The sequence below is a fragment of the Psychrobacter sp. H26 genome, from assembly GCF_059073035.1.
This window is the reverse complement of record NZ_JCACRW010000001.1, coordinates 751,992-778,881: the sequence shown is the minus strand read 5'-3', so window position 1 is coordinate 778,881 and position 26,890 is coordinate 751,992. Positions and strand designations below refer to the sequence as shown.

General features: G+C 44.2%; 23 protein-coding genes and 1 pseudogene. 15 read left to right on the top strand and 9 right to left on the bottom strand.

Annotated features, from left to right (window positions below; genetic code table 11):
• The first annotated feature begins 17 nt into the window (after positions 1–17).
• On the top strand, positions 18–740 hold the full coding sequence (locus AC5JPT_RS03245) for a sulfate/molybdate ABC transporter ATP-binding protein (protein WP_319051705.1): 723 nt from the start codon (positions 18–20) through the stop codon (positions 738–740).
• 101 nt (positions 741–841) lie between these two features.
• Here AC5JPT_RS03245 and AC5JPT_RS03240 read toward each other — a convergent pair whose 3' ends face one another.
• A complete protein-coding gene (locus AC5JPT_RS03240; RefSeq protein WP_443526439.1) occupies positions 842–1,171 on the bottom strand; it encodes an ArsR/SmtB family transcription factor in 330 nt (109 codons plus the stop codon).
• Positions 1,172–1,461: 290 nt separating this feature from the next.
• Between AC5JPT_RS03240 and AC5JPT_RS03235 the strand changes: the two genes are divergently transcribed.
• The 3 genes from AC5JPT_RS03235 to bfr (AC5JPT_RS03225) all read left to right on the top strand — a co-directional run bounded on the left by AC5JPT_RS03235 (position 1,462) and on the right by bfr (AC5JPT_RS03225) (position 3,065).
• A complete protein-coding gene (locus tag AC5JPT_RS03235; protein ID WP_319051702.1) occupies positions 1,462–1,653 on the top strand; it encodes a (2Fe-2S)-binding protein in 192 nt (63 codons plus the stop codon).
• Positions 1,654–2,030: 377 nt separating this feature from the next.
• The gene (gene bfr / locus AC5JPT_RS03230; RefSeq protein WP_319051701.1) at positions 2,031–2,519 is read left to right on the top strand and encodes a bacterioferritin; all 489 of its coding nucleotides are present in this window, start codon (positions 2,031–2,033) and stop codon (positions 2,517–2,519) included.
• A gap of 63 nt (positions 2,520–2,582) precedes the next feature.
• Complete coding sequence (bfr, locus tag AC5JPT_RS03225; protein ID WP_443526441.1) at positions 2,583–3,065, top strand: bacterioferritin; 483 nt, start codon at positions 2,583–2,585, stop codon at positions 3,063–3,065.
• Between the two features lie 193 nt (positions 3,066–3,258).
• On the opposite strand, the gene AC5JPT_RS03220 is transcribed toward bfr (AC5JPT_RS03225), so the two are convergent.
• Positions 3,259–4,635, bottom strand: coding sequence for a DHA2 family efflux MFS transporter permease subunit (locus AC5JPT_RS03220; protein ID WP_493857099.1), 1,377 nt, complete (start codon positions 4,633–4,635; stop codon positions 3,259–3,261).
• A 384-nt stretch (positions 4,636–5,019) separates the two neighbouring features.
• Between AC5JPT_RS03220 and yghU the strand changes: the two genes are divergently transcribed.
• The 5 genes from yghU to uvrA all read left to right on the top strand — a co-directional run bounded on the left by yghU (position 5,020) and on the right by uvrA (position 13,934).
• Positions 5,020–5,859 (top strand): glutathione-dependent disulfide-bond oxidoreductase, encoded by an 840-nt coding sequence (gene yghU, locus AC5JPT_RS03215; RefSeq protein WP_493857098.1) that lies wholly within the window; start codon positions 5,020–5,022, stop codon positions 5,857–5,859.
• A gap of 230 nt (positions 5,860–6,089) precedes the next feature.
• Complete coding sequence (locus AC5JPT_RS03210; protein WP_493857097.1) at positions 6,090–7,367, top strand: DUF1176 domain-containing protein; 1,278 nt, start codon at positions 6,090–6,092, stop codon at positions 7,365–7,367.
• A gap of 569 nt (positions 7,368–7,936) precedes the next feature.
• Positions 7,937–9,607 carry a DEAD/DEAH box helicase CsdA gene (gene csdA / locus AC5JPT_RS03205; protein WP_443526449.1) on the top strand — a complete coding sequence of 557 codons (1,671 nt, stop codon included), beginning with the start codon at positions 7,937–7,939 and terminating at the stop codon, positions 9,605–9,607.
• Positions 9,608–9,876: 269 nt separating this feature from the next.
• Positions 9,877–11,121, top strand: a complete 1,245-nt coding sequence (locus AC5JPT_RS03200) for a DUF819 family protein (protein WP_443526450.1) — start codon at positions 9,877–9,879, stop codon at positions 11,119–11,121.
• Positions 11,122–11,366: 245 nt separating this feature from the next.
• The gene (gene uvrA / locus AC5JPT_RS03195) at positions 11,367–13,934 is read left to right on the top strand and encodes an excinuclease ABC subunit UvrA (RefSeq protein ID WP_493857096.1); all 2,568 of its coding nucleotides are present in this window, start codon (positions 11,367–11,369) and stop codon (positions 13,932–13,934) included.
• Between the two features lie 61 nt (positions 13,935–13,995).
• Here uvrA and AC5JPT_RS03190 read toward each other — a convergent pair whose 3' ends face one another.
• From AC5JPT_RS03190 to AC5JPT_RS03175, 4 genes and pseudogenes are all read right to left on the bottom strand, one after another.
• A complete protein-coding gene (locus tag AC5JPT_RS03190; protein WP_319051692.1) occupies positions 13,996–14,736 on the bottom strand; it encodes a proteasome-type protease in 741 nt (246 codons plus the stop codon).
• Positions 14,737–14,777: 41 nt separating this feature from the next.
• Entirely contained in the window at positions 14,778–15,563 is a 786-nt protein-coding gene (locus tag AC5JPT_RS03185; protein ID WP_443526454.1) for a transglutaminase family protein, read from the bottom strand.
• Between the two features lie 87 nt (positions 15,564–15,650).
• Positions 15,651–16,283, bottom strand: coding sequence for an alpha-E domain-containing protein (locus AC5JPT_RS03180; RefSeq protein ID WP_443526639.1), 633 nt, complete (start codon positions 16,281–16,283; stop codon positions 15,651–15,653).
• A gap of 138 nt (positions 16,284–16,421) precedes the next feature.
• Positions 16,422–17,918 (bottom strand): annotated as a pseudogene (locus AC5JPT_RS03175) (circularly permuted type 2 ATP-grasp protein); the annotation flags it as partial.
• A gap of 348 nt (positions 17,919–18,266) precedes the next feature.
• Here AC5JPT_RS03175 and AC5JPT_RS03170 point away from each other — a divergent pair.
• Positions 18,267–18,905: a GDSL-type esterase/lipase family protein gene (locus tag AC5JPT_RS03170; protein WP_493857095.1), complete on the top strand. Its 639-nt coding sequence runs from the start codon at positions 18,267–18,269 to the stop codon at positions 18,903–18,905.
• Positions 18,906–19,084: 179 nt separating this feature from the next.
• On the opposite strand, the gene AC5JPT_RS03165 is transcribed toward AC5JPT_RS03170, so the two are convergent.
• Together AC5JPT_RS03165 and AC5JPT_RS03160 are read right to left on the bottom strand one after the other, a co-directional pair.
• A complete protein-coding gene (locus AC5JPT_RS03165; RefSeq protein ID WP_493853121.1) occupies positions 19,085–20,179 on the bottom strand; it encodes a DUF2855 family protein in 1,095 nt (364 codons plus the stop codon).
• A 25-nt stretch (positions 20,180–20,204) separates the two neighbouring features.
• A complete protein-coding gene (locus tag AC5JPT_RS03160; RefSeq protein WP_493857094.1) occupies positions 20,205–21,644 on the bottom strand; it encodes an NAD(P)-binding protein in 1,440 nt (479 codons plus the stop codon).
• A 119-nt stretch (positions 21,645–21,763) separates the two neighbouring features.
• Here AC5JPT_RS03160 and AC5JPT_RS03155 point away from each other — a divergent pair, with 119 nt between their 5' ends.
• The 4 genes from AC5JPT_RS03155 (at position 21,764) to AC5JPT_RS03140 (ending at position 25,117) form a co-directional block, all read left to right on the top strand.
• Positions 21,764–22,333, top strand: coding sequence for a TetR/AcrR family transcriptional regulator (locus tag AC5JPT_RS03155; protein WP_319051687.1), 570 nt, complete (start codon positions 21,764–21,766; stop codon positions 22,331–22,333).
• A gap of 151 nt (positions 22,334–22,484) precedes the next feature.
• Positions 22,485–23,882: a type II toxin-antitoxin system HipA family toxin gene (locus tag AC5JPT_RS03150; RefSeq protein WP_493857093.1), complete on the top strand. Its 1,398-nt coding sequence runs from the start codon at positions 22,485–22,487 to the stop codon at positions 23,880–23,882.
• Positions 23,883–23,981: 99 nt separating this feature from the next.
• On the top strand, positions 23,982–24,335 hold the full coding sequence (locus AC5JPT_RS03145; protein ID WP_443526462.1) for a helix-turn-helix transcriptional regulator: 354 nt from the start codon (positions 23,982–23,984) through the stop codon (positions 24,333–24,335).
• A gap of 29 nt (positions 24,336–24,364) precedes the next feature.
• A complete protein-coding gene (locus AC5JPT_RS03140; protein WP_493857092.1) occupies positions 24,365–25,117 on the top strand; it encodes a M90 family metallopeptidase in 753 nt (250 codons plus the stop codon).
• 99 nt (positions 25,118–25,216) lie between these two features.
• On the opposite strand, the gene AC5JPT_RS03135 is transcribed toward AC5JPT_RS03140, so the two are convergent.
• Positions 25,217–25,885 (bottom strand): hypothetical protein, encoded by a 669-nt coding sequence (locus tag AC5JPT_RS03135; RefSeq protein ID WP_493857091.1) that lies wholly within the window; start codon positions 25,883–25,885, stop codon positions 25,217–25,219.
• A 198-nt stretch (positions 25,886–26,083) separates the two neighbouring features.
• Here AC5JPT_RS03135 and AC5JPT_RS03130 point away from each other — a divergent pair, with 198 nt between their 5' ends.
• Complete coding sequence (locus tag AC5JPT_RS03130; RefSeq protein ID WP_493857090.1) at positions 26,084–26,566, top strand: hypothetical protein; 483 nt, start codon at positions 26,084–26,086, stop codon at positions 26,564–26,566.
• Positions 26,567–26,890 lie beyond the last annotated feature (324 nt).

Sequence of the window (26,890 nt, the reverse complement as noted above, 5' to 3'; positions counted from 1 at the left end):
TAATAAGAGATACGATTATGAGCATTGAGATTCGCAACGTTAATAAAAAATTCGGTAACTTTACGGCTTTAGATAATATCAATATCACTGTACCGACTGGCAAGTTGACGACGCTATTAGGTCCTTCAGGCTGCGGTAAGACCACGTTGCTACGTATTATCGCAGGCTTAGAATATGCTGACTCTGGGCAGGTATTGTTTGATGAGTTAGATGTCACCAATACCCCTGTACAAAAGCGCCATATTGGTTTTATGTTTCAGCACTATGCGCTATTTCGCCATAAGAACATCGCAGACAATGTCGCCTTTGGTCTAACACTACTACCAAAAAATGAGCGACCTAGTAAAGCGGATATCAATAAGCGTGTGGCAGAGCTACTAGATCTGGTACAGCTCCCACAAGTGGCCAATGCTTATCCACATCAGTTATCAGGTGGTCAACGTCAGCGTATTGCACTAGCGCGCGCACTCGCTGTAAAGCCAAAGCTATTACTGCTTGATGAGCCATTTGGCGCGCTAGATGCCAAAGTACGTAAAGAGCTACGTACGTGGCTAAAAAACATCCATCATGAGCTCGGTATCACAAGCATCATGGTGACTCACGATCAGGAAGAAGCTCGCGCCGTATCAGATGAGATTGTGGTGATGAACCAAGGGCGAGTAGAGCAGGTAGGGACGTCAGAGGAGCTGATACATCAGCCAGCCAATGCGTTTATCAGTGACTTCTTAGATCTGACATAAGCAGCTGACGAGCCAATAAAAAAGCCTACTTATGTAGGCTTTTTTATTGGCTGCTCTCATCATCTTAGCTACAGTGAACTGAACCGTCGCCTTTATGATACTTAAGCAGGTTTTGACTCGTCTTTGTCGATATCACTTGGGGCAAGTTGATCATAAGTGATGTCTAAGATCTCTTGACACCACTCTGGTAAATCATCAGCGACCTCATACCACATCCATGTACCGTCACGTACACAGCTTAAGATACCTAATTTTTTCAAATGGTTCAAATGCCGCGATATCGTGGGCTGCGGCTGATCAAGCATGTCTACTAGATCGCCCACGCAACGTGTTTCTTTTTTGAAAAGAATTTGAAATATTTTTAGGCGTGTCGGATCAGATAAGACTTTAAACAAATCAATAGGTCGTATCGTAAAATTATTATCAGACATAGGAAAATTCCAATGGGCTTCGTTTATAGGGGTTCAATATAACAGCAGTTATCTACAAAATCGATTAAAAAATAAGCAAAATTACAGTTCATCGTTAATTCACTACCTTCGACAATATTCGGTTACATGCACGCTTATATCCACTTACATAAATAGATGAAAAAAGACATAGTAATACTGCTGCGACTAAAAAAAGATGTTAAATGTTATTGAAAATGATAATAGTTATCGTTATTATACTGCATATCGTGATTCATCGAATAAGTAGTGGTATTCAGAGGAGCCCGTTCATGTACGTATGTATCTGCAACAACGTAAAAGAAAAGCAAATCAAGGCAGCTATTGCATCTGGTGTCGATACCCTTGATGGTCTAAAAGACACTCTAGATGTGGCAACGTGCTGTGGATGCTGCGAGCCTATGGTTAATGACTACTTGGACGAGCATCATGCCAGTCTCGATGTTTTAGCATATGCGGTTTAAGTATATTTAGCGTAAGCTATTGTATTTCCAACATAAAAATATATATTCAATATATTGCATTTACTCTTTCATTATACATAAGGGGTAGGTTGCAAGCGTCCATATAACCTCTTTGATACACCGACCTACTTGCTACAGACTTGTATCAAGTATCCTGATTAGCAATTGTAGACAATTATAATTCTCAATTAGCATCTTATTCTTAGTTCACAACATTACATGCTATATAGCGCCTGTATGCTACTATATCTGTCTAAGATTGTAAGATGTTTTGTTGACTTTGCTCTTTACTGACCAGTTTACCAATCATGCTGTCCTTATATATTTAATTGTGAATATAAGGTGAAGTGCAAAAAATAAATAGAGGAGTACGCATTATGATAGGTAGCCAAAAAGTTATTGATTATTTGAATTTTTTGCTAGGCGGCGAGCTTGCCGCTCGTGACCAATATTTTATCCACTCAGAGATGTATGCTGAATGGCACTACGGCAAATTATATGATCGTATCCATCACGAAATGGATGATGAGACGCTGCACGCACAGGCGATTGTCCGCCGTATTTTGATGCTGAGCGGCACCCCTAAGATGACAGTCGATAAAATCAATATCGGTAGCACTGTTCCTGAGATGTTGCAGCTTGATTTAGATTTAGAGTACCAAGTACAGCAGCATTTAAAAGATGGCATCGCGCTTTGTGAAGCAGAGCATGACTATGTCACGCGTGAGATGTTGGTTGAGCAGCTAAAAGATACGGAAGAGGATCATGCACACTGGTTAGAGCAGCAGCTACGTTTGATTGATATGATTGGTCTGCCCAATTACCTACAAAGCCAAATGGCTGAGGTGACTCCTAATCTTGTCTGATATCATAATAGACATGAATAAAACACCATAGCATTTAGTATAAATATGAAAGGGAGAGAGGTAATGAGAGGGGATAAAGAAGTTATTCGCGCACTAAACAAAGTGCTTGGGCAGTCGTTGATTGCAATCAATCAGTATTTTTTGCACGCGCGTATCGCTCGTCACTGGGGATTAGAGGCGCTTAACGATTCACTCTATAAGCAATCTATTGCTGAGATGAAGTGGTCAGATGATTTGATTGCGCGTATTTTACTATTAGGTGGCCTGCCAAACTTACAAGAACTGGGTAAAGTGTTGGTTGGTGAAGATGTGCCAGAGGTCATCGATTGCAACCTGCGTTTAGAAAAGCAAAAATTTAGTATTATTACTGATGCCATCACTCTATGCGAGACAAAGTCTGATTATGTCTCTCGTCAACTACTGGTCACTTTGAAAGATGGTAACGAAGAATATCAGGACTGGTTAGAGACCCAAGAAGATCTGATTGAGAGTATTGGTGCAGAGCGCTATATCCAATCACAGATCAACGATGATGACGCGCCTTAGGTCATTATTATAGATAGGCGTAATATGAACTTGCCAGCGTACTATTGGTTTTGAGCCAGTGATACGCTGGCTTTTTTATGTGTGTACGCTTTGCCTTTAAAAGTAATGATGTCATCTATGACATGATTTTTGACAGCATTGTCTTTTAACGACCTTTAACAATGTGTATTTTTAGAACCGTTATCGTTAATATTCAATATAAGCCGCGACCGTCCTCAGGTTTTAGGCGCAAAAAGTATAACCCTGATAGTATCGTCAAGATCCCTAATATCCAGTAGGTGGTTTGGAAGGCGACTAGCGTATCCATTTGCAAGCGCTCACGCAGGATATTTAGTACCGCTGCCCCAAAAGCAATGCCGAAGCTAATAGCCAACTGCTGATTGACCGCCATCAAGCTATTCCCGCTACTGGTCTGCGCTCCTTGCAAATCACCGATTGTAATGGTGTTCATTGCACTGAACTGCATTGAGTTACAAGCGCCCATTATGGTTAGTATGGGTATAAACCACAACCACTGCGAGGCATCATTAAACTGCGCCAATACAATGATGAGAGAGCCCATAAATAAAGTGTTGTATACCAGAACCTTGCGATAGCTAAAACGCTGGATAATTTTGCTAACCCAAGGCTTGATACCGATAGCGCCAACAGCAATGGGGGCGAGCAACCACCCTGCCTGCGAGGGTGAATATTCAAACACCACCTGTAGCAGTAGCGGTAGCAAAAACGGCACAGCACTGATACCAAGGCGGGTGAATAGGTTACCAGTAATTCCAATACGAAAGGTACGAATATCAAATAAACTCAAGGGGAATAGAGGCGTTGATCGTCGCTTGGCATGCCAAACATAGGCGCCCATCAATAAACTCGCGCCCAAACCAAATAATAAGCCATAAAGTCCGCGCCCTGTATGTGAGCCAAACTCGACGGCAAGCGTAAAACCACAAGCGGCAGCGGCAAACAGTAAAAACCCTGTCCAATCCAGACGCTTGGTATCTTCAAACAAAGCAGGCACCAGTTTTTTGCCCATGATAAACCCTGCTATCCCCATTGGCATGTTAATCAAAAATATCCAATGCCAGCTGGCATACTGCACGATATAGCCGCCCAGTACCGGTCCTACTAAGGGCGCGACTAACGCTGGTATGACCGCAAAGTTCATGACGGTGAGCAGCTTATTGCGTGGGTATGACTTCACCAATATCAGACGTGCAACGGGCGTCATCATCGCACCGCCAATACCCTGTATCACCCGTGAACCAATCAAAAAATCTAGGGTAGGCGAGGCGGCGCACAGTACTGAGCCAATACAGAAGATCACAATCGCTGATAAGAACACACGGCGGGTGCCATATTTATCTGCTAAGAACCCACTGATAGGGATAAAAATCGCTAATGTCAGTGCGTAACTGATGACTGCCCATTGCATTTTTAAGGGAGACTCGCCTAATGCCTGCGCCATTTGCGGTAACGAGGTATTCAAGATAGTGGCGTCTAAAATTTGCATAAACAGCGCTACCGCCAGTACATAGGGTAGATATTTATCTTGTGTCGGGGTAAGCGTTAGCATGTCAATCCCATTAGGGGTCTGATTATGAAGTAGGAAAGATCGTAGGTTTGCGATCAGAGTGCGCCATACAAGCTGAGTAGTATAAGAAAGCCTGAATGATAATAAAAGTGACTCAAGGTAACGGAGGCGATAACAGAACCTGCTAATAGACTATGTGGCGAGCTATAGCATTTTCCATACGGTATCTATTAATCGTCTAACGTCATGGTAGCCATGGAATCGCAACATTGATTACAAGATAGGACTTTAATGTCAATAGAGGTTGTCGTTATAGTAAAGTCTTGCCAGCCAGTCGTATTATCGAGTGACTAAGAAGACAGTCACCAAACAATAAGAGCAAATACAAGCTGAATAATAATGAATAGTCATCACTAAGGATATTTTATGAGTACTGAAACAACTGACAATGTGCAAAATGACAAATACGTGCCACCTAAAGTCTGGACACAAGATAAAGATAATGGCGGTAAGTTTGCTAGCATCAATCGCCCAACATCTGGAGCACGCTATGACAAAGAGCTACCGATAGGGGATGCGCCGCTACAACTATACTCCCTAAACACACCCAATGGTGTCAAAGTAAATATATTACTAGAGGAGCTGGCTGAAGCTGGTATTAGTGGCGCTGAGTACGATGCGTATAAAATTGATATCTCTCAAGGTGAGCAATTTGGCTCTGGCTTTGTGACGATAAACCCTAACTCAAAAATTCCAGCCTTGGTTGACCATTCTGCAGATACCGCAGGCGAGCCTATCGCACTTTTTGAGTCAGGTGCTATCTTGATGTACTTAGCAGAAAAGTTTGACAAATTCTTGCCTTTATCACCAGGCAAAGCGCGAGCAGATTGCCTATCTTGGATTATGTGGCAAATGGGTAGCGCGCCTTTCTTAGGTGGCGGCTTTGGACATTTCTATGCCTATGCACCAGAGCCATTAGAGTACCCAATCAACCGCTATACAATGGAGACTAAGCGTCAGCTTGATGTATTGGATATTCATCTAAAAGACAACCTATACCTATGTGGCAATGACGAGGCTGACTACAATATAGCGGATATGATCGTGTGGGCATGGTATGGACAGTTGGTACTCGGTAAGCTCTACGATGCGGCAGAGTTTTTACAAGTACAAGACTATAAACATGTACAGCGCTGGGCTCATGCCATTGCTGAGCGCCCTGCCGTCAAACGTGCGATAGCATTGGAGCTAAAGCCAATCAACTAACCTAGACGTTGTAGGCTGTCTAAGCATCATAGCAAGGCTGATAAGTGGTTCACTTATCAGCCTTTTTTGCTTTAATGTTGGTTTATGGATATAGGGACAGAGGTGCACTTTATTTTATGCTTACATAATGCTACATTAGAATAACAGATAGAAACATTGGTGCGTTAAGATAGCGGTTTACTGTCGTAATGGACAGGTGTTTATACTTATTCGATTGATGGGTAATGACTATGAAGGACTATAACAACACGAACACAGGATCACTGCTGAGCTGTTCTGATCATTTGGGCGTCAATGGCTTGAATGATGATAATGAGGTTGATCACCGCATGGATGTAAAGGGACGAAATTGTGATGCTCATAACGTGGATAGTGACGGGCATTTGGAGTCTGATGCTAAAATAATAAAAAACGCCTCTGTCTTTCGCACAAAAAACAAAATGCGCTTACCCATGATTGCCGCTATCGGGGCTGCATTGTTCGGTACAGCGAGTGTGTCACATGCACACACTGAATTTACCAGTCAAGACTGGCAAGTGGTCTGTGACAATACCCGCACTTGCCGGCTGGCAGGGTATCAAGCAGAAAATAACAGCGAGTTTCCCGTATCTATATTGTTGACACGCCGTGCAGGGGCAGATGCCGGTGTGGATGGCAAGGTAAAACTTGGCGGCGCAAGAGACAGCTCTTCTAAAGCTTTAATGCAGTTGGGTAACCGTCATCGAATATCCCTATCTATTAACGATAGAAATTACGGCGAAACCAAGCCATACTCTACAGCGGCAGGTAACGCTGAGCTCACTCAAGCACAGGTGACAGCGCTCATCAATGCACTGCAGAGATCGAGTAAGATCACATTGACGCTGCGTAACTCACGCTGGGAGCTTTCAGACAAAGGCGCTAGTGCGGTCATGCTAAAAGCTGATGATGTCCAAGGACGAGTAGGCACGCCAAGCGCTTTTATCACTAGTGATGGCACAGCGAAGTCGAATAGCAGCGTACTACCACCCAGAGCGGTACCAGTATTACGTTTTGTAGAGCCAAGTGGTAAAGCTGATTCGAGTAATGACAAAAAATTTGTCATGAAGTCTTCTCAATTAGCGTCATTAATGAAGAGCACGATGAAGGATGCAGATGGCGACTGCCCAAATCTATCGGACAAGTCTCCTTGGCGTGTCAGTCGTTTGAATGGTTCACAATTGCTGGCACAGCATGATTGCTGGACAGCCGCTTATAACGCAGGTGGCGGTGCATGGGTCCTCAATGATAGCAAACCATATAAGCCGACATTGGTGACGACCAGCGCCACAAGCTATGACAAAGGTAAGCTGAGCTCAGTACAAAAAGGACGCGGTATCGGCGACTGTATGAGCAAAGTTGACTGGGTATGGACAGGACGCGCGTTTGAGAAAAGTCACGAGAGCACCACTGGACTTTGCCGACTTATCGATGCGGGCGGTGCTTGGCAGCTACCGACCTATGTCACTGATGTCAAAGTCGTCAGATAGTCATATATCGTATGAGATCAACTATTTAATAGTCTCAATATTGATGATATGAAGCCTATTTACTCAGTATCTGAAGAAATAGGTACATATAATTTTTTATTGTGCTATACTGCGTCGCCACGTTAGTTCAGGCTATCGTGAATTATGAGATTGATAACATCGCCTGCGATTTTGGGTCTAGGATGACCATAAGTAATTGTTGCCGATGATTTTGTGTACTTAAATAACCTTTTTATAACAATATCCGTTATTTTTGACTCATATCTTATCTACTGCCCCATAAATAGGGTCTAGATTGGTTGCTGTTTGCCTTTATCTGCTTTGGACAAAGCATCGATAATGAGCGTATATCAAGCAAGGATAAGACACTCGGCACTACCACCAAAATACGTCAGACAGCACGAACGCATTTATTATAAAGACGCTAAGCTCTATTGGCTTGGTTTCTAGCTATCGATAATTTTATATTGTTCGGTAGTCAGTTAATAAGAGCAGCGTGGTGAACGGTTATCAGTGGTATGCATCAAGTTTGCTGAATTTACAGCAGCTTATACTTACCAAGGATTCTTATGACTGACATCTTATCTACAATTGCCGCTGAAAACGGTATCATCGAAAGCACTGACACGCCAAACACTACTACAAATACTGAAGCGGCTACTACTGACGCCACTGAAGAAAACAAAGTCACTTTTACTGATCTTGGCATTGCTAAGCCAATTCTTACTGCACTTGATCGCAGTGGCTATACCAATCCAACTCCTATTCAAGAACAAGCCATTCCTTTTGCACTAGCAGGTCGTGACCTTCTATTATCAGCGCAAACGGGTAGTGGTAAAACAGCCGCATTCGTTATTCCTGTACTCGATCGTTTGAGCCGTGCGACTAGCTTTGACAAGCTAACCAAAGCACTTATCCTAACGCCAACGCGTGAGCTTGCTCAGCAGGTACACGATAGCGTACGTACCTACTCTAAAGACATGCGCGGTTTGTTCTGTGTACCACTAGTTGGCGGCGCACCATACAACGGTCAGATCACTGCTTTGAAAAAAGGCGTTCAAGTTATCGTTGCAACTCCTGGTCGTCTACTTGATCATATCAATGCAGGTCGTGTTGACTTGTCAAACCTAGAAGTATTGGTACTTGATGAAGCGGATCGCATGCTAGACATGGGTTTTGCTGATGATATCAGCGACATCCTTCGTGCAGCGCCAACAGATCGTCAAACCATCATGTGTTCAGCGACTTGGGATGGCCCAGTAGGTAAAATCGCGGCAAGCTTCACTAAAAACCCTGAGCGTGTTTCTATCAAAGTAGAATCTGCACACATCGAAGAAAAAGTGTACTACTGTGATGATTTTGAACACAAAAACAAATTGCTTGATAAGATTGTTTGCCATAAAGATATGGAACAAATCATTATCTTTGCTGCGACCAAACGCAGTACTGAAAAACTGGCAAAACAGCTACAAGAAGCCGGTCATAAAGCAAGCTTCCTACATGGTGACTTGCCACAAAGTAAGCGTAACCGTATTGTTCAAGACTTGCGTAATGGTAAATGCAAAATCCTGGTAGCGACTGATGTTGCTGCTCGTGGTCTAGACGTACCAGCCATCTCGCACGTCATCAACTATGATTTACCACGTCAGACAGAAGATTACGTCCATCGTATCGGTCGTTGTGGTCGTGCTGGCCGTACTGGTGTCGCAATCAGCCTATGTAGCATGGATGATCGTCCACAGCTAAATGCCATCAACCGTTACTTAGATCGTAAGATGGAAGTATGTGTTATTGAAGGTATGGAGCCTAAGAAAACGTACGTACCTAGCGAAAACAAAGGTAAAGGTCGTGGCCGCGGCCGTGGTCGTTCTAACGGCGGTGGTGGTCAAGGTCGTGGTCGTTCAAGCGGTGGCTATGCTGGTAAATCTAGTGGCGGTGGTCAAGGCCGTGGTCGTTCAAGCGATAGTGCCTCAACTGGCCAACGTGCTAGTAACGACAGCGGTTATCAAGGTAAGCCACGTGACTCATCTGGCAAGCCAAATGAGCGTTCAGGCGGTAAGCCGTATCAAGGCAAGCGTACTGGTGGTCCTAGCCGTGGCGATAGCAATGGTGTTCCACGTGGTGAGCGCGCTGCAACAGGTCGCGGTCGTCCAAGCGGTAGCCAAGGTCGTCCAGCGGGTCGTTCTGACAGCCGTGGCCAAGGTCGCTCTAACGGCGGCAACCGTGGTAACAACTCGTAGTACTGTTATATTGAGCGATTGATATCATTGATCGCTTATATATAGTAATAAAAGGCCAGATACTTGTTATCTGGCTTTTTTGTGCGTGTCTGTTTTTTTATGTGGTCTTGCCATACTTTTAGGTACTTAGTGAGTGTTTTGGCTACTGTGGTTTTGCTATTTCAATCAAAGAGCATTCAGCAAATTAATCATTGATGGCTGCTTGCGCGAGTTTTTTGCCTTGTCTATACTGATTTACTTTTGTCTGTTGTCTGTCTTGGAGCACGTTGATGCCTGCCACCTCAAATCTAGCAATCGATAACTTGCCATTGGCCTTTGGTATAATCATGGCCATCATTGGTCTGGTTTTTTATACTCAGGGTCTACCGGGTAAGTTTTGGCGTCGGTTTTATGCGGTATTGCCTGGTATTGTGCTCTGCTGCTTTATCCCAGCAACCCTAAACAGCTTAGGGGTATTCGCTGACGGGGTTGGCGCGCAAATTTATGGGTTTACCGCCACTTATCTGTTGCCAGCCAGCTTGTTACTGATGACGCTATCTATGGATGTACCCAAAATATTGGGCTTAGGCTGGAAGGCCATTGCAATGTTCTTTGCCGCCAGTGTCGCTATTATCATCAGCGGACCTATCAGCTTAGGGATTGCCAAATGGGTGTCACCTGCCATGTTCACTGATGATACGCTATGGCGTGGGTTTTCTGCCGTGGCTGGAAGTTGGATCGGCGGCGCAGCTAACCAAGCGGCCATGAAGGAGCTGTTTGGGGTCAGTGATGACTTGTTTGGTATGATGATTTTGGTCGATGCTACCAACGCCTCATTGTGGCTACTCGCTATTTTGGTGATGGCAAAGCATAGTGCTAAGATTGATCGATTCTTAAGGGCGGATACCAGTAGTATTGATAAAGTCATTAAGGCCGTCGAGAGCTATGAGCGCGATCATGCCCGCCCAGCGACTATCAATGATTTGATGGTGATGTTCGGCTTATGTTTTGCCATGGTAGGAGTCGCGCACTTTGCTGGCGGACAAATTGCTGCCTTCTTTGCACCATACAAATGGGCAGTGCAATACAGCTTTGCCAGTTCATTTTTTTGGATGGTAGTCATTATCACCTTGATAGGGGTGGCATTCTCGTTCACCAAAATTCGTCGCCTTGACCACGTAGGCGCATCCAAAGTAGGGACGGTATTCATCTTTGTGCTGATCGCTGCGATCGGTATGCAAATCAATCTGGCCGGTATCGTCTCTCAGTGGCGGTTATTGCTCATCGGCTTACTATGGATGAGTATCCACGTCGTGATTGTCTTTGCCGTCGCTAGACTCATTCGGGCGCCATTTTTTTTCTTAGCAGTTGGCTCCAATGCCAATACGGGCGGCGCATCCTCTGCGCCTATTGTTGCAACTGCGTTTCATCCGTCGCTTGCGCCCGTTGGTGTATTCTTGGGTATTTTGGGTTATGCCGTCGGGACGTTTGGCGGTTATATCAGTACCCAGTTGATGCGGTTGGTCGTGTCTTAACCTACAAGTCACTGTTATCCTAACTTTAGTACTAAATAAAACCTGCATCAATGTAGGTTTTTTATTATTAAATGCTGGAGAGCTTGAGTTATTGTTTTGTCTATCTATGCTATTGATACGTAAGCCCAGCCATGGCCTTGCATAGGTACGTGTTAGTATTTCTGCTAATCAAATAAAGATAACTAAGAATACAGACAGCTAAGCACGTTAAAAATAAATAATGACTTGATAGGAATAATAACGCTATGGCGAACCCAAAAAATATAGAAAAGACGGTCAATAAGACCAGCACAGTGAAAAATGCTCTATACAACCCCGACCAAGAAAATATTCAGGTTAGAGGTGCGCGCGTTCATAATCTAAAAAATATTGATGTTGACCTACCGCGTAATGCATTGGTGGTCTTTACTGGTATATCAGGCTCAGGAAAATCATCATTGGCATTTGGTACATTGTTTGCCGAATCACAACGTCGCTATCTTGATTCGGTGTCGCCTTATGCCAGACGACTGATCGATCAGGTTGATGAGCCAGATGTTGATGCTATAGAAGGGTTGCCGCCAGCAGTCGCGTTGCAGCAGCAGCGAGGGACACCTTCGGTACGATCTTCTGTGGGTAGTGTGACGACGATATCGAATGGTTTGCGCATGCTGTACTCACGTGCAGGGGATTATCCAGCAGAGCAAGAAATACTATATGCCGATGCATTCTCGCCCAATACACCAGATGGTGCTTGTCCGACCTGCTCGGGGATTGGCCGTGTGTTTGAAGTTACCGAAGAATTATTGGTTCCAGACAACACCAAGACCATACGAGAACGCGCGATTGCAGCGTGGCCGCCAGCATGGCAAGGGCAAAATCTTAGCCGTATATTGACCACACTAGGCTATGACATTGATAAACCATGGCATACATTACCGAAGAAAACGCGTGACTGGATTTTGTTTACGGATGAGACGCCAACAGTGCCCGTTTATCCTGAATACAATATCAAGCAAACACGTGAAGCGATTGAAAAGGGCGAAAAGCCAAACTACATGGGTACGTTCACCAGTGCCAAAAATTTTATATTACACTCCTTTGCCACTACCCAAAGCCCGCGTACCAAAAAACGTGTCTCGCAGTTTATGCAGATATCTGAGTGCCCAGAGTGCTTCGGCAAAAAGTTAAAAAAAGAATCGTTATCAGTCAAATTTGCAGGTCTTGATATCGGTGAGCTCTCACAGCTTACGCTTACAGATATGGCAAAAAAACTAGAGAAAACTGCGCGTACCAAAATCGCTGATAACACCCCAAACCGCGAAAAGGCTATTGTCGCTCAGCGTATCGCCAGCGATATCCTCTCTCGTGTTGAGGCGTTGACAAGGCTCGGTCTGGGTTATCTCTCGCTTGAACGTACCACTCCGACACTCTCTCCTGGTGAGCTACAGCGCCTGCGGTTAGCCACTCAAATTCGCTCGCAGCTGTTCGGGGTCGTTTATGTCCTTGATGAGCCATCAGCTGGACTGCATCCTGCCGACACGCAAGCACTACTTGGGGCGTTAGATGAGCTGATTGCTGCAGGTAATTCTGTGTTTGTCGTTGAGCATGATGTCAGTGTCATTAGACACGCTGACTGGGTGGTTGATGTTGGGCCAAAAGCGGGCACGCGTGGCGGCGAGATTGTCTATAGCGGTCCTGTAGAGGGGCTACGTGACGTCACGCAGTCGCATACGGGTCGATACCTCTTTGCCGATAAAACATTTAATGCTCAGTCAAAATCTAATACAAGGCAACCCTCAGCATGGCTTAAGCTTGCAAGTATCGAGCGAAACAACATAGCAGGTTTAGACGTTGAGTTTCCGCTTGGGGTGATGACGAGCGTCACAGGGGTGTCAGGATCGGGCAAATCAAGCCTCGTCAGCCAAGCGCTGGTTGATCTTATCAATGAAGCACTGGGACAAAAAACAATTACAGAGGCGCCAGTAGGTGAGGCCGATTTGCTTGAACAAGAGTTTGAATCAGTCACAGGCGGGGAGATTGTTGCTGGCATGGAGCATATACGCCGTCTTATCAACATCAATCAAAAAGCGATCGGACGGACGCCACGCTCGAACCTAGCAACCTATACAGGGCTGTTCGATAACGTACGCAAGATATTTACCGCAACCGAGCAAGCAAAAGCATGCGGTTATGATGCTGGCAGGTTTTCGTTTAATACGACCAAAGGACGCTGCCCAAACTGTGAAGGTTTAGGCTTTGTTAGTGTGGAGCTATTATTTCTACCAAGCGTCTATGCGCCTTGCCAAGTCTGTCATGGACAGCGCTATGATGACGAGACGCTTGCTATCACGTATCGAGACAAAAACATCGCTGAGGTATTAAACTTAACGGTTGAAGCCGCTCATGAGTTTTTTACTGATGAAGTGTCTATACTGCGTGCCCTAGATGCGTTGCTACAGGTTGGACTTGGATATTTACGCTTAGGTCAGCCGGCTACTGAGCTATCAGGCGGTGAAGCCCAGCGAATTAAACTTGCTACCGAGCTGCAACGCACCCAGCGAGGTGATACCCTTTATATACTAGATGAGCCAACCACAGGACTACATCCTGCTGATGTGTCCATGCTGATGGCTCAGTTAAATGGTCTCGTCAATGCAGGCAACACAGTCATCATGGTTGAGCATGATATGCAGGTGGCTAGCAATAGCGACTGGATGATTGATATCGGACCGGGGGCTGGTGATGCAGGCGGGCTGATTGTCGCTCAAGGGACACCAGAAGAGGTAGCCCAATCAAAAGACAGTCGTACCGCACCGTTTTTGATGGTGTGATTTTATGGATATGACGACTGGTCTTTAAATTGGGTTTAAGGGCACGCCCTAGTAGAAAACACTACCCCCAATAACCATCAGGACATTTAGGCAGTTCAACCAAAGTGCGACGTAGCGCCTCTGACCATTGATGACGAATCGTATTAAAGTATTCATCATTCTCATCGATACGGCGGCCTACTGGTAAGGTTAAACTGTCATTGTCATAAAGCACAAAATCTATAGGCATACCTACTGACAAGTTTGATTGGATGGTTGAGTCGAATGAGAGCATCAAGGCGCGCGCTGCATGTCTCACATCTGTGTCGTAGCTGACAGAACGATCCAAAATAGGTTTACCATACTTGCTTTCACCCAACTGAAAAAACGGCGTGTCTTCTGTGGCTTTGATGCAATTGCCTTCAGGATAAATCAGGTATAGCTCAGGGGGCTGACCTTTGATTTGACCACCAAGCATAAATGAGCTGGTAAAAGCACCATCGCGACTAGAATTGGCGACTGATTTGGCATAGTTCATTTTTTCACGCATACATTCACCAACCATTTGCGCAGCATCAAACAAAGTGGCGACCGTATTAAGATTACTCTCAAGACGCTGATCAATGTCGTTTTGTAGTTTGTTGAATACCGCTTGCGATGTCGCTAAGCTACCAGCAGTTTGCAGCACCATGAAGCGCTCGCCTTCAATTCCGTATTGATACAGTTTTCTAAATGTCGATATGTGATCAACACCAGCATTAGTGCGCGTGTCACTGGCAAAAACCATACCGTCTTTTAGACGAATGGCAGCACAATAGGTCATAAGGTATCCTCAATAAATAAATGTAATAAAAATAGCAAACGCTATGATAGCTTTGTGACCAGTACAAGACTGTAAAGATTTTCGTAGCCGCCGCCCATTCGTACGCCGCGCACAGGTGCCGTGTCTAGATAATCTCGTCCAATAGCCACATACACGTGTGAGTTCGGCGTGAATGCCTGATTTGAGATATCAAAAGTATACCAATAACCCTCTAGCCACACCTCAGCCCACGCGTGACTCGCCATATGGTTTTCGGTATCGTCGTACAGATAACCGGACACATAGCGCGCTGGAATCTGTTGATCTCGTAGGACACTCAAAAATACATGCGTATGATCTTGGCACACACCTGCACCAATCGCAAAAGACTCTGCAGCAGTTGTGCCCACATGCGTGACATCTTTGACAAAAGGCATTTTCATGATGAGTGCATTTGCCATAGATTTTAGGCTGTCATGGGTAGGCGTTTTTAGATACGGCGCTGCAAATTCGCGCATTGCTTGTGAGCATTTAGTCAGCGGGGTTTGTACCGTAAATAGCAGGTAGGGGACATGATCCATGTCCTCCAAGCGTTCGGTTTCGGTGTTGATCTCAACGACACCAGATGCTTGCATCTGTAAGTTGTTATGTGCCTCGTTACGACTGAGCGTGAGCCAGTCATTACCAAAACCGTCCTTTTGGCTGGTTGCCACTTTAGGCAGCATGACATTCCATTTATGGATGGTTTGGTGCGGCATTTGCATAGGGGTCATGCGTATATACTGTACACTACGCTGCGCCAGCTCATCGTAATAATAGTTGGTTTGATGACTGATTTGAAGTTTCATGGCATTTTCCTTATAGCATCTTTCTATTTTTTGTTTATTTCGTATGTCTCAATAAGCAATTACTCTTAGTTATTGGCTAGACACCTTCTATACACCCTGACGCAGTATGAGGTTGAACTCCTTGCTAATCAGCTCAAAGTCACTAAATTTCTTCGATCGAATCATCTGGTTAGTCAAGCGGATAAGCTCACGCCAGCGTGTGTTCTCTGGTAATTGATTAATCCAGTACTTAAAGTCAAGACTGATCTCTATTGAGTCCTCCTGCAACAAGACGGCTCGCTCAAGCTGTTCAAAGTGACGACCTAATTGCCAAAAACAAGTCACTGTCGGATTCTCTTGCTTCATCGCCGCATTACACGCATGTAGCTGCAAAGTCGCGGCGCGATAAGTACCAGCACTTGATAGACGCTTAATCAAGTTATAGAGCTCAGCCGTATCTTTACCAATGACACCTTTGGCTTCTTGTACATTGTCTTCAATCGACTGCACGATATTGGGAATGATGTTTTGTTCCAGATCAGACACCATTTGTACTTTCATGGCTCTAAGGGACTCTTCACTATCGGCATTGAACCCTAAGTGACTAATCAGATGTTTGACCTGAGATTTTTTGAGATCACCTTTGATGAGCTGTTTCATGACATCGTCATAGTGATAAAGGCGTTCGCTGTATCGACCTAGCCATATTAAATGACTGGCGGTAGAGAGTAGCAGTATCATAGGTGCATCGTCTAAACTCTCGTAACCTGCTTCCAAGGGTTGTACGCGATCATAGTAGTTTGCATGCCCTGAAACGTTGTTTGACGCATTGGCGTCGACTGATGATAAAGATGTACACTTGCCAGCTGGCTGAGTCTCTGAATGACTGTCATCGACAATCCAAGTGTCTTTGATACCGCCGCCTTGTGATGAGTTGACGACTAAAGAGCCCTCAACCATGGCCACGCGGGTCAATCCGCCCGGCACAATATCTACCGTGCCATCACCGTGACTGAGAATAAAGGGACGCAAGTCGATATGTCGCGGCGCGATACCGTCGCTTACAGCCGTAGGGTTGGTCGAGAGCGAGATGGTTGGCTGGGCAATGAAGCCGGCTGGGTTTTCAAGCAAGCGTACGCGATAGTCTTCGATTTCTTTTTTGGTTGAGGTTGGGCCAATGAGCATTCCGTAGCCACCTGAGCCTTGCGTTTCTTTTACCACCAGTTTGTCTAGGTTATCAAGCACGTACTTAAGATCGTCAGGTTTACGGCATTGGTAAGTTTCGATATTGGGTAAGATAGGCTCTTCATTCAAATAAAACTTGATCATATCTGGTACAAAGGGGTAGAGACTCTTATCGTCTGCCACGCCTGTACCTGGTGCATTTACGATAACCACGTTGCCAGCACGGTACGCACTCATCAATCCTGACACACCCAAGATAGAGTCAGACTGAAAGGCGAGCGGGTCAATATAGGGATCATCAATGCGGCGATAGATCACATCGACCTGTACCTTACCTCGAATACCCTGCATATAGACTTTGCTGTCCTCAACGACCAGGTCATAGCCATGTACAAGTGGTACATTCATCTCATGTGCTAAGAAGGCATGCTCATAATAGGCACTGTTGAAACGTCCTGGGGTCAAAATGACGACTTGTGGATCATATTTGGAGGTTGAGCTGGCAAGACAGGCTTTAAGACGGCTAGGGTAGTCGCTAATACCCATAATAGGAGTATCAGCGAACATGTCGGACAGTAGTGTCTCTGATATGTTACGGCTTTCAAGCATATATGAGACACCTGATGGTGTACGCAAATTGTCCTCTAGAACACAAAACTTACCCGACTCGTCTCGAATCAAATCGATACCACTGATATGTGAGTAGATCGGTTTGTCGAGTTCAATACCCATCATCCATGGCTCATAGCAGCCACTGGCATACACATAGCTGGCAGGTACGATATCGGCTTTCATAATGGCTTGGTCATGGTAAATATCATGCAAAAAAGCATTCAGAGCGGTAATACGTTGTTTACAGCCGGCCTCTATTTGTTTCCACTCACTCGCGGCAATAATACGCGGAATAATATCAAACGGAATCATACGTTCAATATTCTTGGCATCGCTATAGACCGTGAAGGTAACCCCTTTGCGGTAAAAGATGTTTTCTGCCTGTTCGTTTAGATAATTGAGGGCGTCCATATTGATGTTATCAAGCCAATCACCAACGGCCTTTGCAACTGGACGATACTGACCTTCGCTTATTTGGAGTTCATCAAAGCTGGGTGCTTGTGAGGGGGTGGCATCTGCTGAATTTTGTGATTGGTTTTGCGCTTGCTCCGAAACATTATCCTTGTTTTTGTCTTTTATACTGGCGTCAGAGGTGGCTTTGGCTTTATTCGAGTTTTGCGTCTGACTTTGTTCTTTGGTTTGATCTTTTGAAGAGTCTTCTTGAGATTGACTCTGAGACTGGGATTGAGATGATTTTTTGTTCATAAGTACCTCACGTATCCTTGGTAAAGTTATACTTTATGACGACTACGCTGTCTGTGCTAAGCTAGGTAGCACTTGTATTTCGCCCAACAGGCAGTCTATCTCCTGTATGAACTATACAACGGTTACTGAGTAACATACAACAAGAGTTAAATAATAGGTTTTAGAAAATAACAGCTTGATGATGATAAATTTAATTTAATTGGTATAGAAACAGGAGCAGGCATGAAGCTACGGGGACGGTTTTCGCTGCTGGCGAGTATAGGACTCTCATTTGGTATCGGATTGACTGGGTGCAGTAGTGAACCACAGAACCAGGTATTGCCCGCTGGTAGTACGGTGATAGCGCTTGGGGACTCACTCACCTATGGCTATGGCGCTAGTACAGAGACAGCTTACCCTAGCGTGCTTGCTGACTTGAGCCAGTGGGAAGTGGTGAATGCAGGTGTCAACGGTGATACCTCTGCCGATGTGCTGGCTCGAGTAGAAGATATCACCAAACAGTCCCCTGATTTGGTACTGCTTGGGGTGGGCGGGAACGATGTATTGCAGCGTATTAAGCCTGATACGACCCGTGCCAATATTGAGCGAACGGTTGATACCTTACACTCTGCAAATATTGATGTCGTCCTGATTGCTGAACCATACCTAAGTGCCAGTGCATTATTCGGTAAAGTAAGTGACAATCCGCTGTATGAAGAGGTAGCTGGTGAGAAGGACATACCGCTATACTCAGGCGGCTGGTCAGCGGTACTATCTGATGACACACTAAAATCCGATAGAATCCATGCCAATGCTACAGGATATCGTCAGTTTGCAGAAGGACTGCATGATTACTTACAAGAGGAAGGTTTGGCGCCCTGATATTAAGTCTTGAAGTTATAGTCTCTAAAAACTTAACTTGAGACTTCCCAATAAAGACCCAACACAAAAAAGCAGCGAGCGCAGTAATTGGCTCTCTGCTTTTTTATTTGATGTTATGAGTAACGCTATTAGCAGCTAATTAGTTATTAGTAACGAATAAACAGTCACTTTGACTTATATCAATCTTCATCCTTCATGACCACTACCAAGCCTTTATCAGCATCTATCCTGCCATCACAGATATCTTGATAAGCACTCAATAAACCATCTACTCCGTCAAGCTCTTGAATGTTCAGCCATGAACTGGTCTTTGCCATGCTCATCATAATATAGCGCATAGAGCGCTTATTGAACGCTTCAGGGCCCCATTCTTTCATACGCTGCTGCACATGACTGGGTGCAAAGAACTGCTGACTACGCGCTTGAATGATGCCCTCAGAATGTCTCGGCTCATCCCAATGGGTAAGACCGACATTGCTGGTGTAACGCATGTTGTCGCCTAAGTGCTTATGTAGCCTACTCAGGACATCGGTATTGGCTGACATATCTACAATAACGGTAGGTTTGGTTGCATCAATTCGCTCAAGAGCGTCGTAGCTCAATACACTGTCATAAGCCTCAATCGAATCAACGAAGTCTGTATGGCGGTCGGAGGTAAGACCGACGACATGCGGGGCATCTGTATCCTCGGCCAGACCGTATGCCAAACCTATACTGGTCTTGCTCGAGGCACTGATGATAACGATCTGTTCTGCATCAAACCAATCATTACTTTTTAGTAAGTCATATAAGCAAAATGAAGTTAGATGCAGTACAAAGAGCAGCATCCGCTGGTTGTCGTTGGCGCGATCATAACCTCGTTCGTGATTGACGCGCTGATACAGGTTATAACCAGGTGGTAGCTCGGAACGGTGGGCGCTACCATCCATCAGATTGGTTTGCGTGATGCGTTTGGGCGTGATAATCAGCTCGTTCGCTGGCGGGAAATAACCGAATAGACGCTCACCAACAGGTAGGGCGTCGCTACTAGACTCCACAACATCACCAAATCCCCATACTGGAATGACTCCCCATTTTTCAGGCTCGTCACCATTCGGCGGAAAAAATTGCCAATATCGCAGCTGATTACCCATGACAGCGTAAGTAATATTATTAGCCGTAAAGGCAAAGCGATCGACTTTGACACGTACTTCACCCTCATTGAGGGTACATGCTGGTGTTTCCTGTAAACGTGCTTTAGAAAAATCCGTTTTATTGGTCTGAAATTCTTGCATATCTATCTCCTTGATAGCTATCTATTTAGGCGTGGGCAGTATTAGTTTGACGCTCTGCATTGATTTGCATGACTTCACCCATTAGTTTGGGCATATTGGCAGCAGCTTGTGGCATCGATTTTTTTAGACGCTGCAAGATAGCCAGCTCTTCAGGCGTTCTACTCTCACAGGGCTGTACCAACTTGGTAAAACCATCCAAGCGATTGTTCACCAACCATTCACGTAGTGCAGGCTCTTGTGACCAGCGCATCTGGTTTTGCATTTGTGCCACGATACCTACCAACCAGTCCGTGTCATGATTGGGTAGTGGTACCACGCGGCATAGATTATTTTTGATGGCGTCGTCATCGTAACTGGCTTCAATGTGCGCGATAAATGCGGCACTAAATACAGGCTGGTAAGTACGCATATTTTGTACGATGATGGTGTTATCCTGAAATACGGTATAGGTCTCTGTCACTGGTACCGCACGGGCAGAGCAATCAATATGCATAGTGTTGGTTGTCGTTGGGATATGCGTATCAGCAAAATAAATAGTGTCTTTATCTATGCGAGTGATGCGGCCCTTACGTATGATGTTTTTGACTCGGCGTAGCTGTTTTATTTCTTCACTACTGACGGTGGCACCATGGAACATTTTCGGTCGTACATTTGGATCGATGCGCATCAACACCCCACCTTGCTCTAAACGATCAAACAAATCGCTGATACTTTTAGCTTCAGCAATTGCCTCTGCTTGAGTCGCCTGTGCCCCAATAGTATGCACAAAGAAGTCGCGTGATGGTTGGGTGTTTTTACGATCAATCAACCAAGCATCCCTAGGCATAATCCACGTGATCTGATCAGGGTCAATTTGGTTTTCTAATAGCCACAAAACTGCATCAATACCTGTTTTACCGCCGCCAACGACCACATAAACATCGCATGGTTCAGTTAGGTTTGGTAAGTCGTTCAATGGACCAAACTTGACGCCATCAGCAATATCAAAACTTGGCGTGTGGGTTGCTGGCACGGAGGTTTTAAAGTAGGTACCATCGATGATTTTTTTATTGACCTTGACCTTGTGAGTAGTGCCTGACAGCAATGACGTAAAGTGACCGTCTCCTTGATACTCACACATAGGGAAGTACTGGACGCGCCCGCTAGGTAAAAAGGTATGCCGCATGACTTTATCGTAGTAAGACATGATCTCAGCGCCTGTCGCTAGCTCAGACAACCCTTTATTTAAGCCTATATTATCAAGGGTACCGCCGCACAGCTCGCGCGAACTGACGCCATAGAATGATGATGGCTGATGTAGTGTGACAAATGAATAGGCATCATTCCAATGACCGCCTGGCTTATGATGCTTATCAACGATAACGATATTGGCATCTGTCTCTGCTAGCAATACGTCAGCAAAAGCCATGCCGACTGCACCACTGCCTATAATTAGGTAGTCCGTTTCTAGTTGTTGAATACTCATCGCATCCTTGCTCCTAAGGTAATGATTCATCCATGATATTTAATAACAACTGTTTGTATATAACAGTGTTATATACTAAAATAACACTGTTATAATTGTCAAGACATAGTGAGAATCTAATGGACGCTAGAACTAAAATCCTAAATGCAGCCTCCCAACTGTTTTTGGAGGGTGGCGGGAGTGCTTTGAGTGTACGTGCTATCTCTAAGCGTGCAGGACTATCTACCATCGGCATATACAGTCATTTCCAAGGTAAGCAGGGCATATTAGATGCATTGTATATCGAGGGGTTTCATCTGGTACGTGAAGCCATGGATGTCATACCTGATGATGGCAGAGCCAGCAAAGCGCAAGTACTAGAGTCGTGCTTGGGGTATCTCAACGTGGCTGAAAAATATGAAGCGCATTACCGGCTAATTTTTGGAGAGTCTGATGCAGGCTATCAGCCATCAGAGGAAGCCATTGCTGCACGGGACAGCGCATTTGCAAAATTGGTACGAGTCGCAGGATCTTACTTATCCGAAGATACGAGTATGATAGAGCGTCAGCAAATCGCTCTAGACATATGGGCAATTGTGCACGGGTACGTCAGTATCAGTCATCATGTGGTATTTACTGATGGTTTGGACTTGGACTGGAAATCAATGGCGCTGCGTGTGGTTGAAGTACAGCTTGATTCGATAGGTTAGAAGAGGATGAATAAGGTAAAAAATAATACAGTTTTATGAGTAATATAACGCTCATAAATTTGTAAATTAGTATGATATGATAAATATATTACTCATAATCAATAAATTCTATATATAATGAGTAATATATTTATCATATATCTGAGTTGATATGACTGATTTATCACTAACCATACAAGCCTTTCTTGATGATAGCTGGCAAGACATTGCTAAGCTAATATTTAATGATGACAAAGAATTGATAGAGCTTATATATAGTGATGAGACGACAAGTCTGTCTCAAGATAATAAAGGCAGTGATAATTATAGCTATGAGCATTTTTTAGCTGATAATCACTTTGCCGTATCTATCAATTATCCTGTAGAACTATTTGGTACGACAATAACAGAGGGTTGGTTACCTGTCTTAGATGACATGATACCGGCTGGCGCTAGTCGCAGATATTGGATGCAACGTTTAGATTTAACGCGGCTATCAAAGACAGAGCAAGATTATGAGCTGCTCAGGCGTGCAACTATCGCACCGATAGGTCATTTGCGTATCAAAGAGGCTGTCCCTCTACCTACACAAGACGAGCAGCGTTTATTTACGCTGGCTGACATCACGGATCGCGACGTCAATTTTTTGGAGTATGCAAGCGAGCAGGGTGCCATGGCAGGCGGTGCAACGGGTGCTGGCGGTGAGGCCCCCAAGTTACTATTACGCTGGCGTGATGACGAAGCAATTTGGATTGATAATCAGCAACTGGCGGACAGCGAGGACAGGTACTATTTGGTCAAATACCCTCGAGGTCAGCGGACGAGTCTAGACTGTGACATCTTGCGTGCAGAGTATCATTATTATCATGAGTTGACGGCTATGGGGTTTAAGACGATTGATATTGATGGTATGAGGCTAATCGAAGGTGATAGGTACCCCTCATTGTGGTTGCCTCGTTTTGATATTCAGATAGGTCAGTCAGCTTCGCCTTATAAGCGCTTTGCGATGGAGTCTATTTATAGCATGCTGAAGAAGGGTGCTGGTGCTATGTTGGATCATTATGCAGTGATACATGAACTTATTGCAATTATTGAAAGCTCAAACATGGTGGATGAGGGCTTTTATTTTGATAAGCAAGCCTTTGTCATCGAATGGGTACAGTGCGATTTATTAAATATTGCTTTTGGCAACTCAGACAATCATGGACGTAATCATGCTTTTATGCGAGATGCAGATCAGATTTGGCTGACACCTATATACGACTTTGCAACGATGCGTGCAGACCCTGAAGGGATACCGCGCAGCATAAAATGGAAAACGGCAGATGCACGGTCACCTGATAAGCTTGAATCAGGAGGTCGCTATCGCTTTGATTTAATCGCTGAGCAGCTAGCAGACGTAGTACCGCCTGAAGTGTTATTAGGCGAGCTTAAAACCACAGCAGAAAAATTATTGAATTTAAAGACGCGCTTAGCTGCTAGGGGTGTGCCTGAGCACATTCTATCCTTTCCAGCCATTGGTTTTGATTATTTACCCCAGAATTTAGAAGCATGGCGATTGCTGAATTAACATGACCTATATGAACTGTGTGACCTGCATAATTGAGAAACTCAAAGATCGACCGATAGAACAGACACTATCAGACGTATCGAAGATAAAGGTAGGATTATGAATTACCATAAAGATATTCATGAAGACAAGGCTTTACTCATCAATAACAACCAAAAACAGCGTGCATCAAAAAACGCGCTGCCGCTTGACAGTCATGCACGTAAGGTATTCAAAAACAACGTCGTCGAACAGTTACAAGACGGTATACTTACTCAAGGTGAAGCATTAAAGATATTGCGTGTACAAGTATTAAACGTACGCCAAGAGCAGTTTGCAACACTTGTAAAAGTATCGCGCAAGACGATATCAGATATAGAGAATGATAATGGCAACTATAGTGTGGATCTGCTTAATCAAGTTTTTCGCCCATTTGGCTTGCAAGTAGGCTTAGTACCAATAAAAAACAGATAACATATAACTTAAGAATAGGGGTAGCGACGATGTTTGGTATTATAAAAGACTGGCGTGAGCAGCGTATATTAGACAATAGTGAGTTCAACCATGCTGATTGGATGCAGGCTGCCAAACGTATCGTTATCTTAGATCGATTAAATGCTGATGAGAGGTCACATTTATTTGATTTAGCAACTTTATTCTTAGCTGACAAATCAATCACTGGTGCCCATGACTTTGAGATTACCGATGCTGTCAAACAGTCCATTGCACTACAAGCGTGTCTGCCGATCTTAAACCTAAGTCTTGAATGGTATGCTGGTTGGTCATCCATTATCATTTATCCCGGCTCATACAAGAGCAGCAGTACCACAATAGATGAGTTCGGTGTTGTCCACGAAGGTACTCAGCATCGTAGTGGAGAAGCATGGCTGCGCGGGCCTGTCATTCTCTCATGGAAGGATGCCAAACATTCAGGCGAACGCGATGGGCACAATGTGGTTATTCATGAGTTTGTCCATAAACTCGATATGATGAATGGCCGCGCCAATGGCTTTCCACCAATGCAACCCGATATGGATCCTGCGCGATGGACAAAGATTATGAGCCGTGATTTCGAGGATTTTCAAACACATCGCAAGTCAGGATTAGATCGCTATGGAGCGACCAATCCCGCGGAGTTTTTTGCGGTGCTTAGTGAGGTGTTTTTTGAAACCCCGCAAAAGCTGGTAGATGCTTATCCCGATATTTATGAGATTATGGTGAAGTTTTTTCGTCAAGAGCCTCTCGAGTCAAAATAGTAAAACATTCTTTCAAATGAATATATACTATTAAAAATCAGAAAAGGGTAGTGCGCTACGATAATTCTTCCTTAAGTTTGGTATCCACCTTTGAAGTCTTTAAGTCGTCCATTGATCGTTAATAACCGCAATGAGATAACGTTTGCCTTGATATTCGTCAAATACCAAGCGTAGTACACGCCAGTCCATGCCAGCGTATGCTTCAGTACTATTATAATAAAACTCTACAACCTCTGATTGTGGGTATATTTCTTTTAGGTTATTGATTGAATTACCATTATTGGTTGACTCGTTAACCCTAATGGCTACGTTATCGAACGTTTTACCATTCACCCATGTATCCAAATATGTAGGTAGTGTCGTGATGAGTAAATCGCCAGTGCCGTCTTTTTTGCCCCAAGTAAAGCGGATATTGGACTGACTCAAATACTGCTCATATTGAATGCGACTAAAGACTTTATCAGATTCAGGACGTACATAAGCATACATGGAAAAACGAACGCCACGTGTGGGATGAATGTCATTAGCAATCCTAGAAAAGTCCTTATTTGCCAGTGCGCGTTGTATACGTAATGCTTGCTGTCTAAGGGTTTGTCGACTTATATCAGTACTGACAATCGTTGATGAGCTACTCATAGCCTGAGAGTTAGTAGTTTCGACGGGCTCAGCGGCAGACTGGCAGCCAGTCGCAGTCAAAGTAGCCAATAACAAGCTACTACAGGCCAATGTTACAGATTTTTTCTCATAAGAAGTGGTCAATATAGCCATAGAAATATCCTTGGCAATGAATGAGTGTATTAGCCCCAAAAATCATCATAGAAACCGATAAAGGGAACAATATAAAAGCACTATGTAATCAAGATCTTGGTAAGTGAACCTGAATGATACGATATTACATCATAGTCCTAATATGGCTATGATGTAATAGACCGTAACACTTATAGGATAAAGCTTGTAGAGACTGACATGTCAACGTATAGAACGCTAACATTGCTATCGATCATAGGACTGACAACTGTCGGTAGTGCTATAGCAGATGTAACACAAATAGATGACACAAGAGCCGCTACGAAAATCGCTGCCATCACCAAGATGTATAAACAAGACATCGATGACGAAGGTATGAGTAATCCTACCGTGTTACAGCAGTATGCTGATGATGATTTACAAGCAGCCATACAGCTCGAACAGGATTATTTTGATAAGCACCAAATGTCATGCAATGTGGATTATGATGTGTTGTGGAACGCTCAAGATCCTGACTATACGCAGGATAAGAAGTTTTCAGTAACTGATAAAGGATTGGTTCACGTCAGCTTAGCGCAAGGTAGCGATATTTATTATGAGTTATCATGTGATGATAAGAATGCCAATTGCCAAGTTGCAGACGTGATCTTAAACAAAGATGGCGATACTTTGCGTAATCATTTGCTTGAAACTTGCCGCTAACAACGGCCAAACTAATATTGAAAGTACTGAGCCAAGATAAAACACAGGGCAAAAAATCTAAATTATATTATGACTAATTGCTATTCAGTCAATTACTAAAACCGCTGGTTTGTTTTCGCATAATGTATATTATGTTAAATAGATTCTATAAAAGACTGGGTTCATAGATTGTTTTCAGGTCTTTGTACATTAAGTACATGAAAACCAGAATAAGTTAAAACTATTCTATTACTTAAGTTGTCGCAAAATTTGCGACAACTGCTTTCTAAGTATTTAATAAGTGATCGCTATCATTACTATGAACTACCGAATCATCCTCGGTAG

Coding starts and splice junctions, on each gene's coding strand:
- AC5JPT_RS03245 (WP_319051705.1), top strand. CDS start 18: ATGAGCATTGAGATTCGCAACGTTAATAAAAAATTCGGTAACTTTACG.
- AC5JPT_RS03240 (WP_443526439.1), bottom strand. CDS start 1,171: ATGTCTGATAATAATTTTACGATACGACCTATTGATTTGTTTAAAGTC.
- AC5JPT_RS03235 (WP_319051702.1), top strand. CDS start 1,462: ATGTACGTATGTATCTGCAACAACGTAAAAGAAAAGCAAATCAAGGCA.
- bfr (WP_319051701.1), top strand. CDS start 2,031: ATGATAGGTAGCCAAAAAGTTATTGATTATTTGAATTTTTTGCTAGGC.
- bfr (WP_443526441.1), top strand. CDS start 2,583: ATGAGAGGGGATAAAGAAGTTATTCGCGCACTAAACAAAGTGCTTGGG.
- AC5JPT_RS03220 (WP_493857099.1), bottom strand. CDS start 4,635: ATGCTAACGCTTACCCCGACACAAGATAAATATCTACCCTATGTACTG.
- yghU (WP_493857098.1), top strand. CDS start 5,020: ATGAGTACTGAAACAACTGACAATGTGCAAAATGACAAATACGTGCCA.
- AC5JPT_RS03210 (WP_493857097.1), top strand. CDS start 6,090: ATGAAGGACTATAACAACACGAACACAGGATCACTGCTGAGCTGTTCT.
- csdA (WP_443526449.1), top strand. CDS start 7,937: ATGACTGACATCTTATCTACAATTGCCGCTGAAAACGGTATCATCGAA.
- AC5JPT_RS03200 (WP_443526450.1), top strand. CDS start 9,877: ATGCCTGCCACCTCAAATCTAGCAATCGATAACTTGCCATTGGCCTTT.
- uvrA (WP_493857096.1), top strand. CDS start 11,367: ATGGCGAACCCAAAAAATATAGAAAAGACGGTCAATAAGACCAGCACA.
- AC5JPT_RS03190 (WP_319051692.1), bottom strand. CDS start 14,736: ATGACCTATTGTGCTGCCATTCGTCTAAAAGACGGTATGGTTTTTGCC.
- AC5JPT_RS03185 (WP_443526454.1), bottom strand. CDS start 15,563: ATGAAACTTCAAATCAGTCATCAAACCAACTATTATTACGATGAGCTG.
- AC5JPT_RS03180 (WP_443526639.1), bottom strand. CDS start 16,283: ATGATACTGCTACTCTCTACCGCCAGTCATTTAATATGGCTAGGTCGA.
- AC5JPT_RS03170 (WP_493857095.1), top strand. CDS start 18,267: ATGAAGCTACGGGGACGGTTTTCGCTGCTGGCGAGTATAGGACTCTCA.
- AC5JPT_RS03165 (WP_493853121.1), bottom strand. CDS start 20,179: ATGCAAGAATTTCAGACCAATAAAACGGATTTTTCTAAAGCACGTTTA.
- AC5JPT_RS03160 (WP_493857094.1), bottom strand. CDS start 21,644: ATGAGTATTCAACAACTAGAAACGGACTACCTAATTATAGGCAGTGGT.
- AC5JPT_RS03155 (WP_319051687.1), top strand. CDS start 21,764: ATGGACGCTAGAACTAAAATCCTAAATGCAGCCTCCCAACTGTTTTTG.
- AC5JPT_RS03150 (WP_493857093.1), top strand. CDS start 22,485: ATGACTGATTTATCACTAACCATACAAGCCTTTCTTGATGATAGCTGG.
- AC5JPT_RS03145 (WP_443526462.1), top strand. CDS start 23,982: ATGAATTACCATAAAGATATTCATGAAGACAAGGCTTTACTCATCAAT.
- AC5JPT_RS03140 (WP_493857092.1), top strand. CDS start 24,365: ATGTTTGGTATTATAAAAGACTGGCGTGAGCAGCGTATATTAGACAAT.
- AC5JPT_RS03135 (WP_493857091.1), bottom strand. CDS start 25,885: ATGGCTATATTGACCACTTCTTATGAGAAAAAATCTGTAACATTGGCC.
- AC5JPT_RS03130 (WP_493857090.1), top strand. CDS start 26,084: ATGTCAACGTATAGAACGCTAACATTGCTATCGATCATAGGACTGACA.